Below are 24,687 nucleotides of genomic sequence, written 5' to 3' on the forward strand. Positions count from 1 at the left end.
CACCGCCGAGTCGGATGCGGTAAGAACAGGGGCGTGGCCGCATCCCCCTCCGACGCTCGCGATCCGATCGCCGTTGCGCGCGCCAACTGGGAACGAGCCGGCTGGGGTGGTGTCGCCGAGGGAATGGTCGCGGTCACGTCGGTGATGCGGGCCCATCAGATTCTGCTGGCTCGTGTCGAAACCGCCTTGCGGCCTTACGATTTGAGTTTCTCCCGGTTCGAGCTGCTGCGCCTGCTGGCGTTCAGTCGCAGCGGGGCGTTGCCGATCACCAAGGCCTCCGACCGGCTGCAGGTGCATGTCACCAGCGTCACCCACGCCATCCGGCGGCTGGAAGCGAACAAGCTGGTGCAACGGGTGCCGCACCCGACCGACGGACGAACCACGCTGGTGCAGATCACCGACCTGGGTCGCTCGACGGTGGAGGACGCCACCGTCACGCTCAACGAGCAGGTGTTTGCCGACATCGGGATCTCCGAGCGCGAGTCGCAGGCGCTGGTGTCCTCGATCGAGACGCTGCGGCAGAACGCCGGCGACTTCTAGTCACCGACCGAGGGCACCGGAATCGTCGCGGTGACCGCCGTCCCGGACCCCGGCCGCGACCGAATGTTCAGCGTGCCACCGACCAGCTCTGCGCGCTCGGCCATCGACAGCACGCCGTAGCCGCCCATCTCGTCGCTGCCCAGCGGATGCTCGAATGTGTCGAAACCTATTCCATTGTCGATGATTTCGAGACGGGCGTTGGCTTCGGCGTCGACCGCGAATCGCAGCCGCGCCACCGACGCGTTGGCGTGCTTGACGATGTTCTGCAGCCCTTCTTGGGCGATGCGGTACAGCGCGATCTCGATGTGCTCGGGCAGGCGCACGTCGGCCAGGTCGAGTTCGGTGTCCAGCTGCGGGATCGACCGGGCCAGGCTGGCCAGGCCACCGGCCAAGCCCAGGTCGTCGAGCACCGGCGGCCGCAGGCCGCTGATCGCCACCCGCGCCTCGCCCAGCGTCAGGCCGACCAGTGCGCGCGCCTCCGCGAGCTGACTGGAGGCCTCGGCCGGATCGCTGCCGACGGCCCGCGCCGCCGCATCGAGGCGGTAGGACAACGTGATCAGGCGCTGCGAGATGCCGTCGTGGATATCGCCGGCGACCCGGCGCCGCTCGATCTCCTGCGCCTCGATCACCTGCTCCACGAACAGTTCGTGGGCCCGTTCCCTGGCCACCAGCTGCCGGTGCAGCCGCGCCTGGTGCATGGCCCCGGCGATCAGCCGTCCGATGACGCGCAGCAATTCGACGTCGCCGTCGGTGAATTCGCGACGCGCGACGGTGTGCACGTTCAGCACCCCGACCAGTCCGCCCGGATCGGTCTCCATCGGCATGGACACCATCGAGGTGAAGTCGCGCCCGCGCAGTGACTGGATCGGCAGGTAACGCGGATCGGCTTCCTTGTCGTCGGTGATGACCACCGGCTCGCGGTGCTTGGCCACCCAACCGGAGATGCCGGATCCCAACGGCAGCCGGATCTTTCCCACCGACGCGTCGAACGGCGGCGTCGCGCCGGCGAGCGTCAGCGATCGGTCGCTGTCGTCGAGCACGTGCACGAAACACACGTCGGCGCCGGTGGCCGCGGTGATCATCCGCGCCGCCGCCGCGGCCAGCGGCTCCACGCCGGGACCGGTCGAGGCGGCCTGAATCAGCTCGCGCAGCAACGCCAATTCGCGATCGGTGTCGACCAGATCGTGCACGGCGTGCGGACCGCGCTGCGGGTTGCTCACTGGTAGATGCCCTCGCGCAGCGCTGTGGCCACCGCCCCGGTGCGGTCGTTGACGCCGAGCTTGCGGTAGATCGCCCGCAGGTGGCTCTTGACCGTCTCCTCGCCGATCACCAGCTTGTTGGCGATTCCGCGATTGGACAGCCCGCTGACCATCGCCGACAGGATCTCGCTCTCGCGCTGCGTCAGGCCCTGCCGGGCGCCCGGCCAGAATTCGTCGCGCTGCATCCGGGCCGCGGTGTCGGCCGCGCGCGCCGCCATCCCCGGATCGATGACGGTCTCACCCTTGTGCGCCAGTTCCAGCTGCCGGACCAGGTCGTCGCTGCTGATCGACTTCAGCAGATAGCCGCTGGCGCCCACCCGCAGCGCCTCGAACAAATACTGCTCGTCGTCGTAGACCGACAGCATCACGATCTTGCGGTCGCTGCCACGCTCCCGCAGCAGCTTGCACAGGTCGAGCCCGCTGGAGCCCTGCATCCGGACGTCGCACAACACCACGTCCGGGTCGAGTTCGTCGACGACCTCGACGGCGCGCTCGACCCCGACGGCCTGCCCGACCACCACCACCCGGTCCTTGAACGCGGTGAGCATCGCCTTGAGGCCCTCGATGACCATTTCGTGGTCGTCGACGAGGACGAGGCTTACGGACATGGCAACACCCTAGGAGGAGGCACCCGGTTGATCACACGAATCCCCCCAATGGGGGAGGCTGAGCGTCGGCTTTTCGGGGCACCCTGTCTGGCGTGCGAGCCAAGGGGCAGACTCGGCCATCCCGGACGTTTTGGTGGGACCGGGAATCACGGACCGAATCCGATGAACTGCGTGCGGTGATCTTCGATGCGGACTCCGTACTGGCCGGGATCGACGACGACGCCAGGACCGACCTGATCGATGCGGTGATGAGCTTGTTCGTCGCCGGCATCTGGGTGAGCGTGGTGAGCACCCGGCCACGCGACGAGGTCGAGACGCTGGTGCGCCACCTGCTCGGCGACGGTCTTGTCGAGACCATCGTGTCCGTCGACGATCTACCGGAATCCGAGGCCGGTCTGGCGTGCGCCAGCGAGCTGTACCGATTGGCGTTGTGGGAGATGGGCATAACGTCGCGCGACGCCCTGGCCGTCACCGGCGTGCACGCGTCGGCGGGTATGCCGACGGTGACCCTCGCGGCGCCGCTGTCGGCGGCCAGTTGCCAACAGGCGCACCGGCGTTGGTGGATTCGCCAGGCGGCTTGACTCAGCGCAGCGTTTCGATGATCGCGCTGAAGTCCTTGTCGGCGTTGGTCGTTGCGAACTTGGCGTAGAGGTCGGCGGCGTGCGTGCCCAGGGGAGCGGTCGCGCCGGTCGAGGCGACGGCGTCCATCGCCAGCCCGAGGTCCTTGTTCATCAGCGCGGTGGCGAAGCCGGGCTTGAATTCGTTGTTGGCCGGCGACGCCGGGACCGGGCCCGGCACCGGGCAATTCGTGTGCACCGCCCAGCAGTTGCCGGTCGCACCGGTGATGACGTCAAACAACGCCTGCGCCGACAGGTCGAGCTTCTCGGCCAGCACGAAGGCCTCGCCGATCGCGATCTGGTGCACGGCCAGCACCATGTTGTTGCACACCTTGGCGGCCTGGCCGGCGCCGGCGGCGCCGCAGTGAATGATCTTGCCCGCCATGGGCTCCAGCACCGGACGGGCGCGCTCCAGAGCCGCGTCGTCACCGCCGACCATGAAGGCCAGCGTGCCCGCGACCGCGCCCTTGACCCCGCCGGAGACCGGTGCGTCGAGTTGCGCGACGCCGTGCTCGGCCGCCAACGAGTGCACCTCGCGGGCGTCGTCGACGGAAATGGTTGAGCTGTCGATGAATAACGCGCCCTTGCCGACGGCGGGCAGGATCTCGCCATAGCAGCGCTTCACCAGATCGCCGTTGGGCAGCATGGTGATCACCACGTCCGCCCCGGCGACCGCGGCAACGCCGCTGTCGAGCACGTCGACGCCGTTGGCCTTCGCGGCCTCGATCGCCGCGGGCACCGGGTCGTAGCCCCGCACGGTGTGGCCAGCGTCGACCAGGTTCTTCGACATCGGTCCACCCATGTGGCCGAGACCCAGAAACGCAACAGTCGACATCCGCTATCTCCTAGGCGCTGGCGCGTACCCGGGCGGCTTCGGCACGGCCGACGACCACCCGCATGATTTCGTTGGTGCCTTCGAGGATGCGGTGCACCCTCAGATCGCGCACGATCTTCTCCAGACCGTACTCGCGAAGGTAGCCGTAGCCGCCGTGCAGTTGCAGGGCGGAGTCCGCTACCTCGAAACACGCATCGGTGACATAGCGTTTGGCCATGGCGCACAGCGCGACCTTGTCGTCGGCGCCCTCGTCCAGTGCCGCTGCGGCCCGCCACAACATCAGCCGCGACGTCTCCAGCGCAGTGGCCATGTCGGCCAACGTGAATCGAATGGTGGGCTCGTCGAGCAGGGGAGCGCCGAACGCCTCGCGATGCGCGACGTAGGTGGCCGCCTTGTCGTAGGCGGCTTGCGCGCCACCCAGTGAGCAGGCGGCAATGTTGATCCGGCCGCCGTTGAGACCGTTCATCGCGATGCCGAAACCGCCGCCCTCGCCGTCGACCCCGCCGAGCATCGCGTCCGCCGGCACCCGCACGCCGTCCAGAATGACCTGCGCGGTGGGCTGCGCATTCCAGCCCATCTTCTCTTCCTGTGTGCCGAAACTCAGCCCCGGCGTGTCCTTTTCGACGATGAACGCCGAGATGCCGCGCGGCCCGGGCTTTTCGGTGCCACCAGTGCGCGCCATGACCACGTACACGTCCGAGGTGCCCGCACCCGAGATGAATTGCTTGACGCCGTCGAGCACATAGTCGTCACCCTGCTTGACGGCTTTGGTACTCAACGCGCTGGCATCGGATCCGGCGCCGGGTTCGGTCAGGCAGTAGCTGGCGATCGCGTCCATTGACGCCAGTCGCGGGATCCACTCCTTGCGCTGCTCGTCGGTGCCGAAGGCGTCGACCATCCACGCGCACATGTTGTGGATGGACAGGAACGCCGCCGTCGTCGGGTCGGCGATGGCCAGTTGCTCGAAGATCCGCACCCCGTCGAGGCGGCGCAGCGCGCTGCCGCCCACGTCGTCGCGACAGTAGATCGCCGCCATCCCCAGGCCTGCCGCCTCGCGCAGCTCGTCGACCGGAAAGTGGTGGGTGGCATCCCATTCCAGCGCGTATGGGGCCAGCTTCTTGGCAGCGAACGCGGCGGCCGTCTCGGTGATGACCCGTTCGTCGTCGTCCAGACCGAAGAGTTGCATGCCGCGCTACTTCATCGTCGGGATGCTGAATTCGGCCCCGTCCTTGATGCCGGACGGCCAGCGCTCGGTGACCGTTTTGGTCTTGGTGTAGAACTGGATCGACGCGGGGCCGTGCTGGTTGAGATCGCCGAAGCCGGACCGCTTCCAGCCGCCGAAGGTGTGATACGCCACCGGGACCGGGATCGGCACGTTGACGCCGACCATACCGACCTGGACGCGCGACACGAAGTCGCGGGCGGCGTCGCCGTCGCGGGTGAAAATCGCTACGCCATTGCCGTATTCGTGCTCGGTCGGCAACCGTAAGGCGTCTTCGTAGTCGTGCGCGCGCACGATGCACAGCACCGGCCCAAAGATCTCGTCGGTGTAGATCGACATGTCGGTGGTGACGTTGTCGAACAGCGTGGGCCCGATGAAGAAGCCCTTCTCTAAACTCTGGTCGTCGAAGGTGAGTTCGTCGGTGGCGCGTTCGCGGCCGTCGACCACCAGGTCGGCGCCGGCCTCGACACCCTGGCCGATGTAGTCGCGCACCCGCTTGAGCGCGGCCTCGGTGACCAGCGGGCCGTAGTCGGCCTTCGGGTCCAGGCTGTGCCCGACGCGCAGTCCGTTGATGCGCTCAACGAGCCTGTTACGCAACCGGTTTGCCGTCTCCTCGCCGACGGGCACGGCGACGCTGATCGCCATGCAGCGCTCGCCGGCGCTGCCGTAGCCGGCGCCGATCAGCGCGTCGACCGCCTGGTCGAGGTCGGCGTCGGGCAGGATGATCATGTGGTTCTTCGCGCCGCCGAAGCACTGCGACCGCTTGCCGTTGGCAGCCGAGGTCTCGTAGATGTACTGCGCGATGTCCGAGCTGCCGACGAAGCCGACGGCCTGAACGTCGGGGTGGTGCAGGATCGCGTCGACGGCTTCCTTGTCGCCCTGGACCACCTGGAAGACGCCCGCGGGCAGGCCGGCCTCGAGGAACAGTTCGGCCAGGCGCAGAGGCACCGACGGGTCGCGCTCAGAAGGCTTGAGAATGAACGCGTTTCCGCATGCCAGCGCGGGACCCGCCTTCCACAGCGGGATCATCGCGGGGAAGTTGAACGGGGTGATGCCCGCGACCACGCCGAGCGGCTGGCGGATCGAGTAGACGTCGATGCCGGTTCCGGCGCTCTCGGTGAATTCACCCTTGAGCAAATGCGGTATGCCGATGGCGAATTCGATGACCTCGATGCCGCGCTGGATATCGCCCTTGGAGTCGGGAACGGTCTTGCCGTGCTCCAGGCTCAGCAACTCGGCCAACTCGTCGACGTTCTGGTTGACCAGATCGACGAACTTCATCATCACCCGCGCCCGGCGCTGCGGATTGAACGCCGCCCACTCCTTCTGCGCCTTGACGGCGGAGGCGACCGCGGTGTCGACGTCGGAAACCGACGCCAGCAGCACCTGCGCCTGCACCCCGCCGGTGCTCGGGTTGAGCACGTCGGCGGTCCGGGTCGAGGAGAGATCGCTGCGGCGTCCGTCGATGAAGTGCGGAATCTTCTGAGTCATGGTGTCCCTCGGACATTGGAAGTAAGCAGATCGTTTACTAGGACATCCTAGTAACTGATGAGGGGTGCTGGCAAGCCGCTACCACGCGACGGTGCCGTGCCGGTCGGTGAAGGTGCCGGTGGGTCCGTCGGCGCCGATGGTAGCCATGGCGACGATCGCGTCGGTGCCCTCGGTGACGGTCTGCGGACCGCTGTTCGCGTTCAAATCGGTCGCGGTGTAGCCGGGATCGACGACGTTGACCCGAACGTTCGGCAGCTGCCGCGCGTACTGCACGGACAGCATGGTCACCGCGGACTTCGACGCCTGGTACAGCGCCCCGGGGACGCCGTGTTCGATACGCGACGGGTCGTGCACCACCGCGAACGAGCCGAGGCCGCTGGAGACGTTCACAATCACCGGTGCGGACGACTTCGCCAGCAGCGGGAGGAAGGCGTTGGTCATTCGGACGATGCTGAACACGTTGGTGTTGAACACGTCCTGGGCGTCCGGCCCGGTCAGGTCCCCGACGGGTTTGTGCGGGCCGGTAATGCCGGCGTTGTTGATCAGCACGTCGAGATGCCCGGCGTGCTCGGCCAGTTCGCTCGCGGCCGCGGCCACCGAGGTGTCGTCGGCGACATCCAATTGGATGAAGTGGGCGCCGAGTTCGGCGGCGGCTGTCCGGCCGCGCTCCGGGTCGCGTGCGCCGAGGTACACCGTGTGGCCGTCGGCGATGAGTCGGCGGGCGGTCTCGTAGCCGAGTCCTTTGTTGCCGCCGGTGATCAAGGTATTCGTCATGACTCCAGCATGCCGGGTTATCGTCGCTGGCGTGGATGGCGTTTCCATACACCGCCCGACGTCGCCGCTGGCCGGATACGCCGAGATCATCGGCCACTGGCACGCGCACGTCGGCTATCGCAGCCGGGCGCTACCGCGCGGCGCCGTCACCGTCATCATCGACGTCGGACAGCGGCAGCAGGTCGACTTCTACGCCGCCGATGGCCGCACCCGACTCGATGTCCCGGCGGCGTTCGTCACCGGCTCCCACACCGCGTCGTACGTGTCGGAGATGCCCGCGCAAGAGCCGGCGATGGCCGTCCATTTCCGGCCCGGTGGGGCATTCCCGTTTCTCGGAATCCCGTTGGGCGAGTTGGAGAATACGTACGTCGGGCTCGACGACATCTGGGGTCGGGCGGGTGTCGAGTTGCAAGAACGGCTGGTCGACGCGCCGGACGCGCGAGCCCGGTTCGCGTTATTGGAAAACTTCCTGCTCTCGCGGCCGTGGACGTCGGTGCGGCGAAACCCGGCGGTGTCGGCGGCGCTGGCTGCGATCGAGGCCAACCCGTCCATCCAGATGTCCGACATCCGCGATCTGGTCGGCATGACGACCAAACGGCTGATCGCATTGTTCCGCGCCGAAGTGGGCTTGTCGCCCAAGGCCTACGCGCGCATCCGGCGCCTGCAGGCAGCGCTGCGACTGCTCGGCACGATGAACGGCGCCCAGGTGGCCGCCGAGGTCGGCTATTTCGACCAGGCCCACTTCGTCCGGGAATTCCGGTCGTTCACCGGCATGACGCCGACGCAGTACACCGAGCAGCGCCTGGTGCTGCCGAGCCATGTGCCCGTCGCGCACGGGCACAAATATCCAAGACCGGCGGTCGCCGTCCGCTCATGATCGACGGATGGACAGCACCAGACATGCGGTAGCCGCGACGGGTCTGCTCGTCGCCGCGATGCGCGCCGAGGAATCCGCGCGCGCCGACGCCCTCTTCCGCGACCCATTCGCCGCGCGTCTCGCCGGCGATGACGGCAGGCAGTTGCTCGCGGAATCCGTTGCGGCGACGGGCCAACCGTCGGACCCGATCGTGGTGCGCACCAAGCTGTACGACGATGCGCTGCTGGGCCTGCGGGGAGTGCGCCAGGCGGTGATCCTGGCCGCGGGGATGGACGCCCGCGCCTACCGGCTGCCGTGGCCGCAGGGGAGCGCGGTGTTCGAGGTCGACCAGCCGCACGTGATCGCACTCAAGGACGAGCGACTCGTGGGGGAGCGGCCGCGCTGCCGGCGCATCGCGGTCGGCGTCGACCTCGCCGACGACTGGCCCAAAGCGCTTGCAGGGCAGGCCTTTAACGCCGAAATCCCGACCGTCTGGACGATCGAGGGGCTGCTGCAGTATCTCGAAGCCCCGGACGTCGAGCAGTTGTTCGCTCGCGTCGACGCACTGTCGGCGTCCGGCTCGACCCTGCTCTACGACGTGGTCGGCACCGCGTTGCTGCAGGCTCCGTTCTCGGCGGCAATGTTGGAGTACATGAAAAAGCTCGGTGCGCCATGGGTTTTCAGCAGTGATGACCCGGGCGCGCTTGCCGGGAACGTTGGCTGGATGCCGACGGTCACCGACATGGCCGTGCCCGGAAACGCGTGGACGCGCTGGGCGCACCCGCCGATTCCGGCTGATGTGCCCAACGCGCCACGTGGCTACTTCGTCGAGGCGGTCAAGGCCTAACCGCCTCCTCCGCCGCCCTTCATGACGGCCGTCTCGTCTTCGCCGTTGCCCTTACCCGGTGCGTTGCCCTTCAGGTATTTCTTGCCAGGCTCCTTGTCGTCCTCGAGTTGCTTGGGGCAGTAGGCCTTTGCGGAGATGGTCGCGAATTGAGCGGCGCCGCTCTCGGTGAGGGCCGGATTGCTCTCCTGCAGGTGCTGGATCAGGTGCAGGCCACCCATGCCGTTGTGCAGCGCGCCGCACACGGCCTGACCCGCGCTGACGGCCTGGCCCTCATCGGAGAAGCCGATCCCCACCTTCTTCAGGTTGGCCAGGAACGCGCCGTTGTTCTCGTCGCTGGACGGCTCGTCGAGGCCAGGCTCGGCATGCGCCGGTACGGCGATCAGCAATCCCAGCGATATGCCGAGTAGGGCCAATAGTGATTTCATTCGATCCCCCTTATCCGGTTTCGGTCGCGGCCTGTTGGACCGCAGCGGTCGCTTTGCCATCGGTCAGGTGCACGGCGTGGATGCCGGGCTTGGTCGACAGCTTTGCGACGAGGTCGTCCAGTCCGGCCTCGTCGACGTTCCAGTGCTGCACCTCGTCGGGCGATTCCTGCAGCTTGGCGATGACCTTGTCGAGTGGGATCGGACCCTTCGAGCGCGCGGGCGCCGTCACCTTCGCCCGAACGCCCGTGGAGCTGACGACGCGAGAGGCCGGGCTGCCCAGCGCGCCACCCGCCAGGCTGCCCAGGCTGGCCTGGTTGAGCGCGCTCAGTGGGGCCTCCATCGCCGGAGCGGCCGTCGCGGCAAAAGCGCCGTCCGGCAACGACGTAGCGGCGAGTCGGATCGCCGGGGTGGCACCGGCCCAACTCGGCGGCACCGACAGCTTGCCGACCGTGTGGGCGCTGCCGAGTGCCGCGGACGCCGCCTTGGCTCCGATTCCCAGCCCGCCGAAATGCCCCGGCGACGACAGCCCGGCGCCCAGCGAACCCAGGCCGATGCCGTGGCTCCATGGCTGGTAGATGAAGAAGTTCTTCCATTGCGAGATGCCCAAGCTGGTCGAGCTGTTGATGACGTTGGTGTACGTCGCCTGACTGCCGACGTTGTTCGCGAACGTCAACAAACTCTGGTACGCCGACGACAGGCCCGAGCCACCCGGAAGCACGTTGAACGCGTTCGTGAAGAAGTTCGTGTAGGTGGAGTTGAAATTGGTCAGGGTTGTCGCGAAGGAGTTCGCCAAGGTCTCGAGCTGAGTGAGGGTCCCCGACGGGTCCAAGGGGGCCGCCGCGGCGGCCTGGGTGGCCGAGGCCGCCTGTGCTGCAGTCCCGTTCGCGTTGGTGGTCTGCGGCGCTTCGTTGAAGGAGCCCAACCCGGTGGTCGCCGATTGCGCCGACGCGGAGTAGCCGGTGAGAGCGGCGACATCCTGGGCCCAGAACTGGGCGTATTCGGCCTCGAGTGCGGCAATGGCTGCGTTGTACTGCCCGAAGATGTTGGCGGGCACCAGTTGCAGCAGCTGGGTCCGGTTGGCCAGGATCTCGGCCGGTGGCACGGTGGCCGCCAACGCCGTCTCGTACGCGCCGGCTGCCGCGCGCGCTTGCCCGGCGGTCTGCTCGGCCTGTCCCGCCGTCGTTCCCAGCCACGACACGTACGGCGCGGCCGCCGCCGCGGCGGCCTCGGCGGACGGACCGGTCCAGTCACCGCCCACCAGGCCGGCGATTGTCGACTCGAACTGCGTTGCGGTCGACTGTAATTCGCCGGCCAAGGCGTCCCAGGCCGCCGCGGCGGCCGTCAGTGACTCGGCACCCGGACCGGAGTAGATCTTGGCGGAAATGAGCTCCGGGGGTTGCGCTGCGAAATCGAAAACCATTGTCAGCCTTCCTTATTCCGCGCTCGATGGGATGACGATGATGGTGGCGGTGGTGGCGATCTCGTCGGCCGCCACCGCGCCGGGAACCCGGTAACCCTGGCCCACCGCCACTCGGGTAGCGGTACCGCCGATGGCGCGACCGGCGAGGCTGGACAGTGCCGTCTGGCCGAACATGCCCGGCTGCGCGAGCCCCAATTCCGGTGCGGCGTCGACCGCGGACGCTTCCATCTCGGCCGCCACCGTGCGAACGGCGGGCGTCGCGGCGGCCCAGTTCTGCGGCACCGACAGCGAGCCGATGTAGCCGGCCCGACCGACCGAGGCCAGTGTCTCGGCGCCGCCCGCGCCGCTGTAGGAGCCACTCAGCAGACTGCTGTGCAGCAACGGTGACAGGGCACCCGTGATGGGCGCCGGGTGAAGAAGGGGCCCGATGCCCTGAATGCCGACGCCGAGGCTCGGGATGCTGATGGAGGCCTGGTAGAAGCTCCGGAGGACACCGGAGGCATAGCCCAGCGGGCTGAACGGTCCGGAGAGGAAGGTGCTGATGCTGCCGTTCAACGCTGTGAACACCTTCGAGATGCTGGACAGCCCGCCCGTCACGTCCGGCGGCAGCGTCGCCGTGAGGGCCGGGATTCCCAGGGAGTTGATGAAGGCCGTCTGTGCGTTCGTCAATTGCGTGCCGAAGGCCGTGATGTCGCCGTTCAGGGTCGTCAGCTGGGAGTTCAGGTACGTCAGCAGGTCGCCGGCCGCGTCGGCGGGCTGCGCGGCGGCGGCCTGGGCCGTCGAGGCCGCCTGGCTCGCCTGCCCGCTGTCATTCGTCGTTGCCGGCGCCTCCGTGATCGCAGGCAGCCGGGTGGCCGCGCCAGCGGCCCCGGAGTAGGCGTACATCGCTCCCGCGTCCTGGGCCCAGAACTCCGCATAGGCCGCCTCGGTCGCGGCGATCGCGGGAGTGTTGACGCCCAGGAAGTTGGTGGCCACCAACGCCGCCAACAGCGCTCGGTTGGCCTCGATCACCGGCGGCGGGATGCTGGCGGCGAACGCCGCCTCGTAGGCGGCGGCCGCGGCCTGCGCCTGGGCCGCGGTCTGCTCGGCCTGCGCTGCGGTGGTGCTGAGCCAGTCGGTGTAGGGCGCCGCGGCGGTGGCTGCCGCCGCCGACGAGGGCCCCTGCCAGCTCGAACCCAGCTCGGTGATCGTGGAGGCGTATCCGGCGGCCGTGGCCTGCAGCTCGCTTGCCAGCGCATTCCAGGCGGTCGAGGCCGCCAGCAGTGGCGCCGAGCCCGGGCCGGCGTAGATCTTGCCGGAGTTGATCTCCGGCGGCAGCGCTCCGAAATCGAAAACCATCGGTGTCCCTCGCTCCGGGTCTGTGGGTCGTCAGTGCTCCGCGCTTGCTCAGCGCTGAGCGTTAGTTGGCTTGACGAAGCGCCCGTCGACAGCTGGCAATTGGTTGCATATCCGCTGGCAGCTGCCTGGATCTTTTCGCAGCTCGAACGTTATCGACGTTCGCGAAAACCGGCTTCTGCCAACGGCGCCCGCCGATAGACGCTCGGCGCACCCAGGCGGCTCACAGCGGCGGTGCCGAGTCCGATGAATCTGGCCTGAAAAATGGTGATGAGCTGCGCGAATCGCGCGCCGGCCTGCGGGCCACGACCTACGCGATCGCGGTGAACGGGCAGTGGCCGAGATTAAAAATCTGGGTATCCAAAATGCCGGTCGCGAGACGGAGTGAGCCGCGGTCGATTAATCGCCGGGAGATTCTTACTAACCGCCCGCGGCTGCGGCCGTGTGCTCGCAACCCGGGCATTCGGCGTCTCACCAGCTCAGAGCGCCTTTTCCGCCGTCCGCAGGTTTCCTGTCGCGGTCGACACGGTGGCGGAACCTGGACCCACCGCCTCGTCGTCCGGCATAGTTGGTCATACAGTTTCGGCTAACGCCACGCTTACTCACTCCGCGTACATCGCAGGGTGCTGCACCTGAGGAGACATGCACATGTCGTTCGTGACAACCCAGCCCGAAGCGCTGAGCACGGCAGCCACCGCCCTGGGTGGCATCGGTTCGTCGTTCACCGCCCAGAACGCGGCCGCTGCCGCGCCGACCACCGGCGTGGTTCCCGCCGCGGCCGACGAGGTGTCGGCGCTGACCGCCGCCCAGTTCGCCGCCCACGCTCAGCTGTACCAGGCCGTGGCCGCGCAGGCCGCCGCGATTCATGAGCAGTTCGTCAACACGCTCGGCACCAGCGCCGGCTCGTACGCGGCGACTGAGGCCGCGAACGCCGCATCCGCCGGCTAATTTCACGACTCTCTGTCGGCCGGGCACCGTGATGGTGTCCGGCCGACGTTTTTGTCGGTGCCTCGTGGCATCATCGAACATATGTTCGAGTCGACGACACCTGTGGTCGCCCGGTTGCGTTCCGCCGCACGGACGGAGAATCGCGCGGCGGGCGAGCGGCTGGCCGCCATCGGCGAGATCGACCTGTTGTTCCTGCGCGAGGCCGGTGAACGGGAGTCGTGGTGCACCGATACCCACGAGGCGGTCGCCGCCGAAGTCGCCGCGGCGCTCGGGATCACCCGCGGGCTGGCGACGAGTTACCTGGAGTACTCCCGGGCGCTGCGGATCCGGCTGCCGCGGGTCGGGGCTTTGTTGCTGGCCGGCGACATCGACTACCGGACGTTTCAGACTGTCGTCTACCGCACCGATCTGATCACCGATCCCGACGTGCTGACCGCCGTCGACGGGGAGTTGGCCGTGAAAGTCCCGCGCTGGTCGGAGATCTCGCAGGGTCGGCTGGGTGCGTACGTCGACCGCGTGGTCGAACGTACCGATCGCGATGCGCTGCGACGACGCCGCGAGACCCAGGCCGACCGCGAGTTTTCGATCTGGGGTAACACCGACGGCCTCACCGAGGTCTTCGGACGCCTCGTGACGGCCGACGCGCACGCTGTCGATGCGCGACTGGACGCGCTGGCGGCCACGGTGTGCGCTGACGATCCGCGGACCCGCAGCCAGCGTCGCGCAGATGCCATGGGCGCCTTGGCAATCGGAGCCGATCGGCTGGTGTGCCGCTGCCGGCGGGCCGACTGTCCGGCCGGGTCCAAGCCGGCGGCGAGTCCGGTGGTGATCCACGTGGTCGCCAACGAAACCGCTCTAGGCGATGTGGCGTCGACGACGGGATCGCTGATCGGCGGCGACGCCGTCATCCCGCCGGAGGTGCTCGCCGAGTTGGCGCGCTCGGCCGAGCTTCGGCCGGTGATCCATCCCGAGGATGCGCCACCCGAGACCCGCTACACGCCATCGCAGGCGCTGGCCGACTTCGTCCGCTGTCGCGATCTCACCTGTCGGTTCCCCGGCTGCGAGACGCCCGCGATGCGCTGCGACCTCGACCACACGATCCCGCATGGCGACGGTGGTCCGACACACGCTTCCAACCTGAAATCGCTCTGCCGTCTTCATCATCTGATGAAGACGTTCTGGGGCTGGCGGGATCAACAGCTACCCGACGGCACCCTGATCTGGACATCGCCCGGCGGCCAGACCTACGTCACGTCGCCGGGCAGCGCGTTGCTGTTCCCCGCGCTGTGTGCGCCGACGGGTGGGCTGGAACAGTCGGCCACCTGATCGCCGTGCGCCAATCGCTCCGCGATGATGCCCACCCGTAGGCGTACCCGCGCCCAGAATCGGGCCGCATACGTCGCGGCGCTGCGTCGTCGCAACCGGATGTTGCGGGAACCCGCTAACGTCCCGATCGCCGCTGACGACGAGCCGCCGCCTTTCTAGCAACATTGCCGAAACGCATATCCCCATGGGCGAGTGTGTTTATGGTGCCTGCACCCGGGACGACGGGTTCCGGCACCGAAAGGGGGGTCACGATGACCCAGAAACCACGTTCTCTCGGCATCAAGATCCCGGCGATGCTCGTTGCGGCGACAGGGGTTGTTGCGATCGGGCTACTGGGCGCGCCCGTCGGGCATGCCGACCCCCCGAACTGTCCGTCGGGTCAGTTCCCCGCGTCAGACGGATCGGGGTGCTCGAGCGTCCCGGACCCCACTCAATACGGCTGTCCGCCGCAGGATTACGACTGCATGTTCAAGGCCGGGCCCAAGAAAAACTGAGGGCCGCGGACGCCGGCTGTCACCTCGCCGGTTGTTGCTCAGCGTCCGGGGGTTTTGCAGAGGTTGGCGGAAGCCACATCCACCAACAGAGTTGCCTCGGCCATGCCAATTCCTAATCCGTTGCTGGCCTGCATGGCGGCGTCGGGTTTGGAGGTGCCTTCGCCGAGCAGTTGGCAGATGTGGTGGGCGCTGGCAACCACAACTTTCGCCAGGCGCTGGCTGGCCCCGCCTATTTCTTGGACGGGACCACAATCACGGCGATCAGCGTGAAGATGCTGAAGAAGAAGCCGAGTAAGCCCCAGCCGAATGGGTTGCGGCCCTTCGTCGCTGCGATGACTCCGCAGATGATGGCAGCGATGACACCGCCGATCAGCAGGAAAATGCCCTTGATGCCCCGCAGGATCAAGCCCGCGGCTTCGGGCTGGCTGTAACTGGCCAGCAAGATCTGGTGAAGCATGACGACCTCCTTGACGCCAATAATCGTCGGAGGTACCCGAAATCGCTGCGGCCTAATCGCCTTTCAGGCCGGCGACAAAGGCTTGGGTCTCGTCCCACGTCGGTAGCAGGCCGGCCGCGCGCGCCTCGTCCAGTGAGGGAGCGGCGGCGTCCCGGTTGGAGATCACCAGTTTGTGTCCGCGCGGCCAGTCGATGGCCAGCGCCGGATCGGTGGGGGAGATGGTGTGTTCGCGCTGCGGGTTGTACTCGGTCGAGCACAGGTACATCACCGTCGAATTATCCTGCAGCGCAAGAAAACCGTGCGCCAGCCCCTCGGAGATGTACACCGAGTTGTGGCTCCCCTCATCGAGCACGACGGCGTCCCACCGGCCGAACGTCGGCGAACCCATCCGAATGTCGACCACGACGTCGAACACCGAACCGGACACGCACGTCACGTATTTCGCCTGGCTCGGCGGTAGTTGGGCGAAGTGCAGGCCGCGCAGCACCCCGGCCGACGACACCGAGCAGTTGGCCTGCCGGACGTCGAATCGATGTCCCGCGAACTCGGTGAAGGCGCGATCGGTGAGCCATTCGAAGAACAGCCCGCGAGAGTCGGGATGCACCGCGGGCGTGATCTCCCACGCGCCGGAGATGTCCAGTCCACGCCCATCCATCTCACTGCCCCCGCTCGGCGTAGCGCGCCTCGACGGCGTCTTTGAGTGGACGCCACCAGGATTCGTTGTCGCGATACCAGTCGATGGTCACCCGAAGTCCCTCGGTGAAATCGGTATGCGTTGGCGTCCAGCCTAATTCGCCACGCAGCTGCGACGGGTCGATCGCGTATCGCAGGTCGTGTCCGGCGCGGTCGACGACATGGTCGAAGTCGTCGGGTTCGCGGTCCATCAACGTCAGGATCGTCCGCAGCACCGAGAGATTGTCGCGCTCGCCGTCGGCGCCGATCAGGTAGGTCTGACCGAGGTGGCCGTCGTCGAGAATCCGCCGCACCGCGGCGTTGTGGTCGTCGACGTGGATCCAGTCCCGGACGTTCGCACCGGCGCCGTAGAGCTTCGGTCGCCGTCCGGTCAGCACGTTGGTGATCTGCCGCGGGATGAACTTCTCGACATGCTGGTACGGCCCATAGTTGTTGGAGCAGTTGGAAATCGTCGCGCGCACACCATAGGACCGCACCCAGGCGCGCACCAACAGGTCGGAGGCCGCCTTGGTCGACGAGTACGGGCTCGACGGGTTGTACGGCGTAGCGGCGGTGAATCGGTCGACGGACTCCAGCGACAGGTCGCCGAACACCTCGTCGGTGGACACGTGGTGAAGCCGAACCCCGTACCGGCGCACCGCTTCCAGGATGGTGAATGTTCCGATCACGTTGGCCTGCAAGAACGGTGAGGGATCGGCCAGCGAGTTGTCGTTGTGCGTCTCCGCCGCGAAGTGCACGACGGCGTCGGAGTCGGCGACCAACCGCGACACCAGGTCTGCGTCGGTGATGTCGCCCTGCACCACCGTGATGTCGCCGGAGACCGGGGCCAGCGATTCGCGGCTGCCCGCATACGTCATGGCGTCGAGAACGGTCACCGCGTCGTCGGGGTGGTCGCGCACGGTGGAGTGCACGAAGTTGGCGCCGATGAAGCCGGCGCCACCGGTGACCAACAGCCGCATGAGAAAACCCTAGCGCGCCGACGATGCAGAGCGCGTAGCGCGATGAGGAGGAGGTGGGCGGTTAAGCCCTAGCCCGGGGGCGTCAAACCGAGGGGTCCGGCCAGCGCTTCCAGCGCGCCGATGAGCTTGCCGTCGGGCCCGCCCAGCACCTGGATCGCCACATGATCCGCGCCGGCGTCTACGTGCTCGCTCAGTCGCGCCGCGATCTGCTCGGCGGTGCCGTGCGCGACGACGGCGTCAATCAGCCTGTCGCTGCCGGGTTTATGGACATCGGCATCGGTGAAGCCGAGCCGGCGCCAGTTGTTCACGTAGTTGCTCAGGTCTAGGTAGAAGTCGACGGTGCGCCGACCGATCTCGCGGGCCTCGTCGGCGTTCTCGGTCAGCACCACCTTGTGCTCGGGGGCCAGGAAAACGGCGTTGCCGATCAGCTCGCGGGCCTGTGCGGTGTGCTGGGGTGGCGTCAGGTAGGGGTGCGCGCCGGCGCTGCGCTCTGCGGACAGGGCCAGCACCTTGGGTCCCAGCGCGGCCAGCACCCGCCGACTGGTCGGCACCGACGCGCCGTCGAGCTCGTCGAGATATTCGACCAGCGCGTCGTACGGCTTCTTGTACACATCGGTGTGTTCGGGATGCCCCACCCCGACGCCGAGCAAAAACCTTCCGGGATAAGCCTTTTCGATACGGTGATAGGAGGCGGCGACCTCTGCCGCCGGCGACGCCCAGATGTTGACGATCCCGGTCGCCAGCACCAGCGACGAGGTCTCGGCCAGGGCGGGTTCCACCCAGCCGAGGTCGGCGTCGGGGGAGCCGCCGACCCAGACCGCGCCGTAGCCCAGCGCCTCGATCTGCTTGGCCACCCCCGGGCTGACGGAACGGCCGGGAAGCCAGACGCCGTATCGACCCAGGTCGGGTTTGAGCGAAACGCCCTCGGTCATCTACGTCCCTTTCTGGTTCGTCAGGCCGGCGTGAGTCCGAGCGGCCCCGCAAGTTCGGCCAACGCGGACACCAGGTTTTCATCTTTGGTCAAGATCTGCACAGGCACGTGGTCGGCACCGGCGTCGAGGTGCTCTTTCAACCGTGCCGCGATCGCCTCCGGCGTGCCGTAGGCGACCAGCGCGTCGATGAGGCGGTCGCTGCCCGGATAGGTGGTCTCCTCTTCGGAAAACCCGAGCCGCTTCCAGTTGTTGCGGTAGTTGGCCAGGTTGAAGTAGACCGGCAGCACCTTGCGGGCGATCGCCCGAGCCTCGTCGGCGTCGGTGGTCAGCACCGCCTTGTGCTCCGGCGCCAGGAACGCCGACGGCCCCATCAGCTCGCGCGCCCGCGCGGTGTGTTCGGGGGCTGTCAGATACGGGTGCGCGCCCGCGCTGCGCCGCGCCGACAGCTTCAGCACCTGCGGGCCCAGCGCCGCGACGACGCGTCGGTTGGCGGGCACGCCGTGCTCGTCGAGCTGATCCAGGTACTCCGCGAGCGCGTCGTAGGGCTTCTTGTATTCGGTGATCGCCTCCGGGTGCCCGACGCCGATGCCCAGCAGGAAGCGTCCGGGGTAGGCGCGGTCGATGCGGTGGAACGACTCCGCCACCGGCGCGGCGGCGTCCGACCAGATGTTGACGATGCCGGTGGCAACCTGCAGTGTCGTCGTCGCCTCGAGAATCGGCTCGACCCAGGCCAGCTCGGCGGGCGGGGAGCCACCCACCCAGACGGAGCCGTAGCCGAGGGCCTCGATGTCTCTGGCCTGCTCGGGGGTGACGCCGCGGCCGAAGGATCCGAACCGGCCGAGATTGGGTTTGCTCGCTGCAGAATCGGTCATGGTCGCTCCAACCTACCGCTGTGCGTTCTCTATTCCGGGTTTGGCGCCGGATGGCGCTGGGTAGCATCGCCTGGATGCTTTCGCTGCTGGCACGCCTGGTCATCGCTGCCCCGAAGCGAGTCCTCGCAGTCGTCCTGTTGATCACGGTCATCGCGGCTGGATTCGGCGCCACCGTCGCCGAACACCTTGGCGCTGCGGGGTTTCAAGATCCCAGCTCACCGTCCGCGCGCGGGATGAAGGTGCTCACCTCGAAATTCGGTCAGGGTGACATGGACCTGACGTTCGTGGTCAGCGCCCCCGGCAGCGTGCAGGACCCTTCGGCGGCCGCGGCCGGGCGCAAGCTCGTGCAGGAATTACGACGATCCGAATTCGTCAACGACGTCGAATCACCTTGGGACGGCTCACCGCACAGCGCCGGCCTGATCAGTAAGGACGGCAAGACCGGGCTGGTGGTCACCGGTATCAGCGGATCGGAGAACGACGCACCCAAGCACGCCAAGGCAATTGCGGAGAAATTCACCGGCATGCGCGACGGGGTGCAGGTGCTCGCCGGCGGCACCGCCACAGTGGCCTCGGAGATCAACGACCAGTCCGAGAAGGACCTCGTGACCGCCGAGGCCATTACGCTGCCGCTGTCGTTGATCGTGCTGGTGTGGGTGTTCGGCGGCCTCTTCGCCGCGCTGCTGCCGTTGGTGGTCGGCGGGCTGGCCATCGTCGGGACGCTCGGGATGCTGCGGGGCATCACCCTGTTCGCCGACGTGTCGATCTTCTCCCTCGACCTCACCACCGCGATGGGCCTGGCGCTGGCGATCGACTACACGCTGCTGCTGATCAGCCGGTACCGCGAGGAGTACGTCGAGGTCGGCGATCGCGACGTTGCATTGCGGCGCGCGGTGGCGACGGCGGGGCGGACGATCCTGTTCTCCGCGTGCACGGTATTCCTCGCGGTGAGCGCGCTTGCGGTGTTCCCGATGTATTTCCTGCGCTCGATGGCCTACGCCGGCTGCGGAGTGGTGGCGCTGGCCGGCCTGTATGCCGTCGTCGTCGCTCCCGCGGTGATCAAGCTGCTCGGCGACCGGATCGAAGCGCTGAACATCCGGGCGCTGTTCCGGCGGTCCAGGCCGGATCCGGACGTGCGGCACGGCGCGCTCTATCGGGTCGCCACCTTCGTCACGCGCCACGCACTGCCGTGCGCACTGGCCGTGGTGGCGCTGCTGCTCCTGCTCGGGTCGCCGTTCGCGCGGGCCCGTTTCGGATTGCCGGACGACAGGGTGCTTCCGACGACCGCGCAGTCGCGGCAGGCCGGCGACATCGTGCGCCGGGACTTTCCCGCCGATCCGTCGGCGGCCACCTCGATAGTGATCCCCGACGCGGGCGATCTGACCATCGGTGACGTCTCCGACTACGCCACCGCCCTGTCCAATGTGCCCGGCGTGGAGGCCGTTTCGGCGCCTAATGGCTCGTACGTGAAGGGCGATAACGTCGGGCCGCCGATGTCCGCGGCCGCCGTCAAGGACGGCAGCCTGTGGCTGACGGTGTCGGTCCCGGGCTCGTCGCTGGATTCCCGGTACCGGGCGGCGGTCGACCAGCTTCGGGCGGTGCCGGTGCCGCATCGCGCCGAGGCGTTGTTCACCGGTGCCGAGCAACTGAATCGCGACTCCGTCGACGAGATCGTCCGACGCCTTCCTGTTGTGCTGTTACTGGTGGCCGCAACGACTTTCGTGCTGATCTTCCTGCTCACCGGCAGCCTGGTGTTGCCATTGGAAGCGTTGGTGCTCAACACCCTGTCGCTCTCGGCGACGCTGGGTGCGCTGGTGTTCGTGTTCCAGGAGGGCCACCTCGGCGGACTCGGAACGACGGCGACGGGCACACTGGTCGCCGACGTGCTGGTGTTCCTGTTTGCGACCGCGTTCGGCCTGTCGATGGACTACGAGGTGTTCCTGCTGTCGCGAATTCGCGAGCACTGGCTGAAATCCGAACAGCGCCAGGAAGACAACGTCGAGGCGGTGACGATGGGAATTGCGACAGCCGGCCGGGTGATCACCGCCGCGGCGCTGTTGATGGTGATCGTGTTCGCGGCGCTGTCGACCGGCGAGGTGTCGTTCATGCGGATGATCGGCGTGGGCCTGGCGCTCGCGGTGATCGTCGACGCCACGTTGGTCCGAATGGTGCTGGTTCCGGCCTTCATGAAGCTGGTGGGCCGCTGGAACTGGTGGGCGCCCAGGCCGCTCGCGAAACTCCATGCGGCCGTGGGCATCAGCGAAAGCTAGGTGCGAGTCAGGTCGATCTGGCCGGCCAATTCGTGGTCGATCAGGAACGTCCCCGCCTCGCGCAGGTTCGGTGGGTGGAACGAGTACGCGCTGATGCAGCCGACCAGATAGGCGACCTCGGGGTCGGTGGCGAAGCCGACGCCGCCGACGCGAGACACCAGGCGAGAGACGCTGTGCTGCAACTGATCACGCAGACCCAGGCGGATCCACAGCAGGTCGGCGAACAGCGAGTCGCTTCGATCGCCCTCGTCGTAGCGGGCCGCGACCATCCGTAGCGCCCGCCACACCCCCTCGATCGGGGAGAACAACTCGACGAAGTCGGCCTCGGTGAAGTTCGGCCGCTCGACCAGCTTGAGCGCCAGCCGGGTCGCGGCGCCGACGTAGCCGGCGGTGATGATCAACCCGAACAAGACGTAGCCGGATTTCTCGTTGCGGCCGTCGGGGTCCTCGATGTCGCTGACCATCGACAAATCGCTTGGCACGAACACGTTCTCGAAGTTGACCGCGTGGCTCTGGGCGGCGCCTAGTGCGTGGCTGGTCCACAGCGGGCTGACTGACAGCCCCTCGCTGCCGTTCCAGATCAGCGTGATAGCGCGCTGGTCGGTGTCGCTGAGCACCACGCTGGCCATCACGCAGTCCATGCTGTCGGCCAGGCTGCACGGCTTCTTGCTGCCGGTGACCGTGTAGCCGCCGTCGGCCGGCTCGGCTTTCATCGTGGGACGAAAGACGCTGCCCTCGATGGTGCCCTCGGAGAAGCCGGAGGCGAATACGGTGTTGTTCTCGATCAGCGACTTGACCAGACCCACCGTTGTCTCGTCGGCGGTCTCGGCGAAGTCGACCAGACCGGCCACCGACAGATAGTGCATGGTGGTCGCGGCGGCCAGCGACGGGCTGAGGTAGCCGACACCGCGTTGCAGCTCAACGGTTTCCACGCATGTTGCGCCCAGGCCGCTGAGCTCCTTGGGTGCGGTCAGCCGCGGGCCGTCGTGTTGCTTCCACAGGTCGATGACGTTGGTGTCCGGGTCCTCCACGGCCATCAGCCCCAGCTTCTCGAGCTGGTCGGCCAGCGTGGGCAGGTGCTTACGCACGGCGGCGACGTAGGAGAGTCGGGCTTCGAGCGCGTTGCGATCCATGTCGAGACTCCTCAGTTCGGTCGGGTGGTCAAGTACTTACGCAGGGCCGCAGCCGAATTCATCGACGGCCGCCAGTCGGTGGTCGATTGCAGCAATCCTGAGTCGAGCAGCGGGTCGCCGAGTGTCACCCAATGGCCGGAGTAGGGCGACAGGCGTAGCCGGAACAACAGGTCGGCGCCCGGCTTCAGCAGGCGCAGCGGGCCGGGGATCAGCCGAGCCCCGGTGATCGCGCAGATCTCCCGCACGCTGGTGTAGTCGGCCGGGGCGACGTTGTAGAGGCCGCCGAGGCCGTGCGAGAGGATCGTGGCATAGGCGTCCACCAGGTCGGTGTCCCATAAGAACTGGTAGTACGACCGCGAAGGTGACGGGTAGACAACGGTTTTGGACAGCATCGTCTGTAGTCCCGAGTTGTCGAACTGTTCGCCGACGACGTAGCACGGCCGCACCACGGCCAGCGTCGTCTTGCCGTCGTCGATGTTCGCCCAATACCAGTTGGCCAGGTGCTCCAACAGGGCCTTGTGCTGGAAGTAGTAGTGCCCGGCATCCTGATCGCCTGCGGGATAACTGGTTTCGGTGTACTGCTGTCCGGTGCCACAGGCCGTGACGCCCAGCGCGTTGGCGCTGGAGGTCAGGACGAGCTGCCCGATGCCCACCTCGCGAGCCTGCGCCAGCAGGGCCCGGGTCGCCGCGACGTTGACCCGGTGAGCCCAGCGCTTGTCGTGGGATTCCTCGACGCAGTAGGCCAGGTGGATCAGCGCGTCATAGCCGCGCACCGACTCGAGGTCGACGTCGCCGCTCAGGTCGAGGAACTGCTCGCGAACCTTGTTGTGGTGCAGGCCCGTCGGCCGGCGACCCAGCGCGGTGACCTCGGCGATATCGTCGCACCCGCAGGCCCAACTGAGCACCGCGCGGCCGAAGTCCCCGGTCGCGCCGGTGATGGCGAGCCGAAAGCCGTCCCTCATGCAGCGGCCAGGGCCCACGAGAGTTCGGCCGACAGTGTCTTGGCGCACCAACGGATTTCGTCCTCGGTGAGTTCGGACGTCATGCAGACCCGCAGCACCGGCTTGCCCACCGGGACGGCCGGGTAGACGGCCGGGGTGACGAAAACGCCGGCGTCGCTGAGGTTGTTCCAGCTCAACACCGTGCGCATCTCGTCGAACAGCCGGATCGGGATGATCGGCGACCAGTCGGGACTGCGCTCGTCGGGCCGGTTCAACTCCACGTCGAGCGGTCGAAGGCACTCACGCATCAGACGGGCGTTGCGCTCCAACTGTTCTCGGCGCCGCGCCCCCTCGTCGCTGCGGATCACGTCGATCGCGGTGGCGGCCGCGGCCATCGCCCCCGGGGTGCCGGAGGTGCTGAACCACAACGACCGTGCGCTGAACCGGATCTCGTCGACAATGTCCTGGGAGCCGGCCACGAAGCCGCCGAGCCCGCCGATGGCCTTGGACAGCGAGCCCATCAGCACGTCGATGTGCTGCGCGACACCGTGGAGTTCCGACAGCCCGCCGCCCGTCGGGCCGAAGACACCGACGCCGTGCGCCTCGTCGACCATCAGCAGAGCGCCCGCGTTCTTGCAGACGTCGATGATGTCCTCCAGCGGGGCCGTCGACCCCTCCATCGAGTACAGCGAATCCACCAGAACGAGCACCCGTCGAAAAGCCTTGCCCGAGTGGCGTTGCAGCGCTTCCTTCAGCGACGCGACGTCGTTGTGCTCGAAGCGCTCCTCGGCCGCGCGGCTCAGCCGGACGCCGTCGCGGATCGACGCGTGCGCGTAGGAGTCGACGATCGCCAGGCAGTCCTGCCCGATCAGCCCCTGGATGGTGCCGACGTTGGTCTGGTAGCCGGTGGTGAACACCACCGCGTCGTCGTGACCAAGCCAGTCCGCGATCTTCTTTTCCAGTCCGACGTGCAGGCTGTAGGTGCCGTTGAGCAGCCGGCTGCCAGTCGTGCCGGTGCCGAAGTCCTCGGTCGCCTGAGCCGACGCGGCGATCACGTCTGGGTGTGTCGACAACCCGATGTAGGAATTCGAGCCGAGCAGCACGCACTGTCGTCCCCGAACCCCGACTCGCGGCGGATCGACGGAACTGATCTCTTGGAAGAAGGGCATCTGCCCGATCGACGCGAAGTGTCGCGCGATAGCGACCCGCTGATTGACGTCGGTCGAGATATCCCCGGTGACGGAAAAAGTCTCTTGGTCGGTGTCCATTTGCTTAGCACCCCCGTGTCGTTGCCCCTTACGAGCGCGGAGAGCTTGGCGAAACATGAGTTACCGGTGGCATCGAGCAACTCCTGACACGCCACCCCGAGGGGCGTCCCCGCGCGTCGCCTTGCGTCGGCGTACCCGGTTGAACCACCGGTCACACCATTGTTT

The 24,687-nt window shown here is 67.4% G+C and carries 24 protein-coding genes and 2 pseudogenes; 8 read left to right on the plus strand and 18 right to left on the minus strand.

Annotated features, from left to right (window positions below):
* Positions 1–33 precede the first annotated feature (33 nt).
* Positions 34–540, plus strand: a complete 507-nt coding sequence (locus PT015_RS22615) for a MarR family transcriptional regulator (protein WP_285187377.1) — start codon at positions 34–36, stop codon at positions 538–540.
* Here PT015_RS22615 and PT015_RS22620 read toward each other — a convergent pair.
* Both PT015_RS22620 and PT015_RS22625 read right to left on the minus strand, forming a co-directional pair.
* Positions 537–1,760, minus strand: coding sequence for a GAF domain-containing sensor histidine kinase (locus PT015_RS22620; RefSeq protein ID WP_285187379.1), 1,224 nt, complete (start codon positions 1,758–1,760; stop codon positions 537–539). The genes PT015_RS22615 and PT015_RS22620 overlap by 4 nt on opposite strands.
* Entirely contained in the window at positions 1,757–2,407 is a 651-nt protein-coding gene (locus PT015_RS22625) for a response regulator (RefSeq protein WP_285187381.1), read from the minus strand. The genes PT015_RS22620 and PT015_RS22625 overlap by 4 nt, the downstream gene beginning before the upstream one ends.
* A 176-nt stretch (positions 2,408–2,583) precedes the next feature.
* On the opposite strand from PT015_RS22625, the gene PT015_RS22630 reads away from it, so the two are divergent.
* A complete protein-coding gene (locus tag PT015_RS22630) occupies positions 2,584–2,988 on the plus strand; it encodes an HAD family hydrolase (protein ID WP_285187383.1) in 405 nt (134 codons plus the stop codon).
* Between the two features lies 1 nt (position 2,989).
* Here the strand turns inward: PT015_RS22630 and mmsB are convergent, their stop codons facing one another.
* The 4 genes from mmsB to PT015_RS22650 all read right to left on the minus strand — a co-directional run bounded on the left by mmsB (position 2,990) and on the right by PT015_RS22650 (position 7,346).
* Positions 2,990–3,859, minus strand: coding sequence for a 3-hydroxyisobutyrate dehydrogenase (gene mmsB / locus PT015_RS22635; RefSeq protein WP_285187384.1), 870 nt, complete (start codon positions 3,857–3,859; stop codon positions 2,990–2,992).
* A gap of 10 nt (positions 3,860–3,869) precedes the next feature.
* On the minus strand, positions 3,870–5,045 hold the full coding sequence (locus PT015_RS22640; RefSeq protein WP_285187386.1) for an acyl-CoA dehydrogenase family protein: 1,176 nt from the start codon (positions 5,043–5,045) through the stop codon (positions 3,870–3,872).
* Between the two features lie 6 nt (positions 5,046–5,051).
* On the minus strand, positions 5,052–6,572 hold the full coding sequence (locus PT015_RS22645) for a CoA-acylating methylmalonate-semialdehyde dehydrogenase (RefSeq protein ID WP_285187388.1): 1,521 nt from the start codon (positions 6,570–6,572) through the stop codon (positions 5,052–5,054).
* Between the two features lie 78 nt (positions 6,573–6,650).
* On the minus strand, positions 6,651–7,346 hold the full coding sequence (locus tag PT015_RS22650) for an SDR family NAD(P)-dependent oxidoreductase (protein WP_285187390.1): 696 nt from the start codon (positions 7,344–7,346) through the stop codon (positions 6,651–6,653).
* A 31-nt stretch (positions 7,347–7,377) separates the two neighbouring features.
* Here PT015_RS22650 and PT015_RS22655 point away from each other — a divergent pair, with 31 nt between their 5' ends.
* Positions 7,378–8,223 (plus strand): helix-turn-helix domain-containing protein, encoded by an 846-nt coding sequence (locus PT015_RS22655; protein WP_285187391.1) that lies wholly within the window; start codon positions 7,378–7,380, stop codon positions 8,221–8,223.
* Positions 8,224–8,230: 7 nt separating this feature from the next.
* On the plus strand, positions 8,231–9,049 hold the full coding sequence (locus PT015_RS22660; RefSeq protein WP_285187392.1) for an SAM-dependent methyltransferase: 819 nt from the start codon (positions 8,231–8,233) through the stop codon (positions 9,047–9,049).
* Positions 9,050–9,129: 80 nt separating this feature from the next.
* Here the strand turns inward: PT015_RS22660 and PT015_RS22665 are convergent.
* The 3 genes and pseudogenes from PT015_RS22665 to PT015_RS22675 all read right to left on the minus strand — a co-directional run.
* Positions 9,130–9,474 (minus strand): annotated as a pseudogene (locus tag PT015_RS22665) (DUF732 domain-containing protein); the annotation flags it as partial.
* Positions 9,475–9,484: 10 nt separating this feature from the next.
* Positions 9,485–10,894 (minus strand): PPE family protein, encoded by a 1,410-nt coding sequence (locus PT015_RS22670; protein ID WP_285187395.1) that lies wholly within the window; start codon positions 10,892–10,894, stop codon positions 9,485–9,487.
* A gap of 12 nt (positions 10,895–10,906) precedes the next feature.
* Positions 10,907–12,232: a PPE family protein gene (locus tag PT015_RS22675; RefSeq protein WP_285187397.1), complete on the minus strand. Its 1,326-nt coding sequence runs from the start codon at positions 12,230–12,232 to the stop codon at positions 10,907–10,909.
* 645 nt (positions 12,233–12,877) lie between these two features.
* On the opposite strand from PT015_RS22675, the gene PT015_RS22680 reads away from it, so the two are divergent.
* From PT015_RS22680 to PT015_RS22690, 3 genes and pseudogenes are all read left to right on the plus strand, one after another.
* Positions 12,878–13,177 (plus strand): PE family protein, encoded by a 300-nt coding sequence (locus PT015_RS22680; RefSeq protein WP_285187399.1) that lies wholly within the window; start codon positions 12,878–12,880, stop codon positions 13,175–13,177.
* An 81-nt stretch (positions 13,178–13,258) separates the two neighbouring features.
* Positions 13,259–14,662 (plus strand): annotated as a pseudogene (locus PT015_RS22685) (HNH endonuclease signature motif containing protein).
* A gap of 92 nt (positions 14,663–14,754) precedes the next feature.
* Positions 14,755–14,997 carry a hypothetical protein gene (locus PT015_RS22690; protein ID WP_285187401.1) on the plus strand — a complete coding sequence of 81 codons (243 nt, stop codon included), beginning with the start codon at positions 14,755–14,757 and terminating at the stop codon, positions 14,995–14,997.
* Positions 14,998–15,035: 38 nt separating this feature from the next.
* Here the strand turns inward: PT015_RS22690 and PT015_RS24775 are convergent, their stop codons facing one another.
* The 6 genes from PT015_RS24775 to PT015_RS22715 form a co-directional block, all read right to left on the minus strand.
* Positions 15,036–15,197 carry a DUF732 domain-containing protein gene (locus tag PT015_RS24775; RefSeq protein ID WP_390887888.1) on the minus strand — a complete coding sequence of 54 codons (162 nt, stop codon included), beginning with the start codon at positions 15,195–15,197 and terminating at the stop codon, positions 15,036–15,038.
* Between the two features lie 29 nt (positions 15,198–15,226).
* A complete protein-coding gene (locus tag PT015_RS22695; RefSeq protein WP_285187403.1) occupies positions 15,227–15,454 on the minus strand; it encodes a deoxyribodipyrimidine photolyase in 228 nt (75 codons plus the stop codon).
* A 52-nt stretch (positions 15,455–15,506) separates the two neighbouring features.
* Entirely contained in the window at positions 15,507–16,109 is a 603-nt protein-coding gene (gene rfbC, locus PT015_RS22700) for a dTDP-4-dehydrorhamnose 3,5-epimerase (protein WP_285187405.1), read from the minus strand.
* A 1-nt stretch (position 16,110) separates the two neighbouring features.
* Positions 16,111–17,106, minus strand: a complete 996-nt coding sequence (rfbB, locus tag PT015_RS22705) for a dTDP-glucose 4,6-dehydratase (protein ID WP_285187408.1) — start codon at positions 17,104–17,106, stop codon at positions 16,111–16,113.
* Between the two features lie 68 nt (positions 17,107–17,174).
* The gene (locus PT015_RS22710) at positions 17,175–18,038 is read right to left on the minus strand and encodes an LLM class F420-dependent oxidoreductase (RefSeq protein ID WP_285187411.1); all 864 of its coding nucleotides are present in this window, start codon (positions 18,036–18,038) and stop codon (positions 17,175–17,177) included.
* Positions 18,039–18,058: 20 nt separating this feature from the next.
* The gene (locus PT015_RS22715; protein ID WP_285187413.1) at positions 18,059–18,910 is read right to left on the minus strand and encodes an LLM class F420-dependent oxidoreductase; all 852 of its coding nucleotides are present in this window, start codon (positions 18,908–18,910) and stop codon (positions 18,059–18,061) included.
* A 74-nt stretch (positions 18,911–18,984) separates the two neighbouring features.
* Between PT015_RS22715 and PT015_RS22720 the strand changes: the two genes are divergently transcribed.
* A complete protein-coding gene (locus tag PT015_RS22720) occupies positions 18,985–21,180 on the plus strand; it encodes an MMPL family transporter (RefSeq protein ID WP_285187414.1) in 2,196 nt (731 codons plus the stop codon).
* On the opposite strand, the gene PT015_RS22725 is transcribed toward PT015_RS22720, so the two are convergent.
* Genes PT015_RS22725 through PT015_RS22735 form a run of 3 tightly spaced genes read right to left on the minus strand, consistent with a single transcriptional unit; the run spans position 21,177 to position 24,522 of the window.
* Positions 21,177–22,313, minus strand: coding sequence for an acyl-CoA dehydrogenase family protein (locus tag PT015_RS22725; protein WP_285187415.1), 1,137 nt, complete (start codon positions 22,311–22,313; stop codon positions 21,177–21,179). The genes PT015_RS22720 and PT015_RS22725 overlap by 4 nt on opposite strands.
* An 11-nt stretch (positions 22,314–22,324) precedes the next feature.
* Entirely contained in the window at positions 22,325–23,275 is a 951-nt protein-coding gene (locus PT015_RS22730; protein ID WP_285187417.1) for an NAD-dependent epimerase/dehydratase family protein, read from the minus strand.
* A complete protein-coding gene (locus PT015_RS22735) occupies positions 23,272–24,522 on the minus strand; it encodes an aminotransferase class I/II-fold pyridoxal phosphate-dependent enzyme (protein WP_285187420.1) in 1,251 nt (416 codons plus the stop codon). Before PT015_RS22735 ends, PT015_RS22730 begins: the two co-directional genes overlap by 4 nt.
* Positions 24,523–24,687 lie beyond the last annotated feature (165 nt).

It is taken from the genome of Candidatus Mycobacterium wuenschmannii (genome assembly GCF_030252325.1).
In the GTDB taxonomy this organism is placed as follows: domain Bacteria; phylum Actinomycetota; class Actinomycetes; order Mycobacteriales; family Mycobacteriaceae; genus Mycobacterium; species Mycobacterium wuenschmannii.

Excerpts from the sequence above, each read along its gene's own strand:
- PT015_RS22680 (WP_285187399.1), top strand. The coding sequence starts at position 12,878 with ATGTCGTTCGTGACAACCCAGCCCGAAGCGCTGAGCACGGCAGCCACC.
- PT015_RS22625 (WP_285187381.1), bottom strand. The coding sequence starts at position 2,407 with ATGTCCGTAAGCCTCGTCCTCGTCGACGACCACGAAATGGTCATCGAG.
- PT015_RS22695 (WP_285187403.1), bottom strand. The coding sequence starts at position 15,454 with ATGCTTCACCAGATCTTGCTGGCCAGTTACAGCCAGCCCGAAGCCGCG.
- PT015_RS22640 (WP_285187386.1), bottom strand. The coding sequence starts at position 5,045 with ATGCAACTCTTCGGTCTGGACGACGACGAACGGGTCATCACCGAGACG.
- rfbB (WP_285187408.1), bottom strand. The coding sequence starts at position 17,106 with ATGCGGCTGTTGGTCACCGGTGGCGCCGGCTTCATCGGCGCCAACTTC.
- PT015_RS22725 (WP_285187415.1), bottom strand. The coding sequence starts at position 22,313 with ATGGATCGCAACGCGCTCGAAGCCCGACTCTCCTACGTCGCCGCCGTG.
- PT015_RS22645 (WP_285187388.1), bottom strand. The coding sequence starts at position 6,572 with ATGACTCAGAAGATTCCGCACTTCATCGACGGACGCCGCAGCGATCTC.
- PT015_RS22720 (WP_285187414.1), top strand. The coding sequence starts at position 18,985 with ATGCTTTCGCTGCTGGCACGCCTGGTCATCGCTGCCCCGAAGCGAGTC.
- PT015_RS22675 (WP_285187397.1), bottom strand. The coding sequence starts at position 12,232 with ATGGTTTTCGATTTCGGAGCGCTGCCGCCGGAGATCAACTCCGGCAAG.
- PT015_RS22735 (WP_285187420.1), bottom strand. The coding sequence starts at position 24,522 with ATGGACACCGACCAAGAGACTTTTTCCGTCACCGGGGATATCTCGACC.
- mmsB (WP_285187384.1), bottom strand. The coding sequence starts at position 3,859 with ATGTCGACTGTTGCGTTTCTGGGTCTCGGCCACATGGGTGGACCGATG.
- PT015_RS22690 (WP_285187401.1), top strand. The coding sequence starts at position 14,755 with ATGACCCAGAAACCACGTTCTCTCGGCATCAAGATCCCGGCGATGCTC.
- PT015_RS22660 (WP_285187392.1), top strand. The coding sequence starts at position 8,231 with ATGGACAGCACCAGACATGCGGTAGCCGCGACGGGTCTGCTCGTCGCC.
- PT015_RS22650 (WP_285187390.1), bottom strand. The coding sequence starts at position 7,346 with ATGACGAATACCTTGATCACCGGCGGCAACAAAGGACTCGGCTACGAG.
- PT015_RS22670 (WP_285187395.1), bottom strand. The coding sequence starts at position 10,894 with ATGGTTTTCGATTTCGCAGCGCAACCCCCGGAGCTCATTTCCGCCAAG.
- PT015_RS22730 (WP_285187417.1), bottom strand. The coding sequence starts at position 23,275 with ATGAGGGACGGCTTTCGGCTCGCCATCACCGGCGCGACCGGGGACTTC.
- rfbC (WP_285187405.1), bottom strand. The coding sequence starts at position 16,109 with ATGGATGGGCGTGGACTGGACATCTCCGGCGCGTGGGAGATCACGCCC.
- PT015_RS22710 (WP_285187411.1), bottom strand. The coding sequence starts at position 18,038 with ATGACCGAGGGCGTTTCGCTCAAACCCGACCTGGGTCGATACGGCGTC.
- PT015_RS22715 (WP_285187413.1), bottom strand. The coding sequence starts at position 18,910 with ATGACCGATTCTGCAGCGAGCAAACCCAATCTCGGCCGGTTCGGATCC.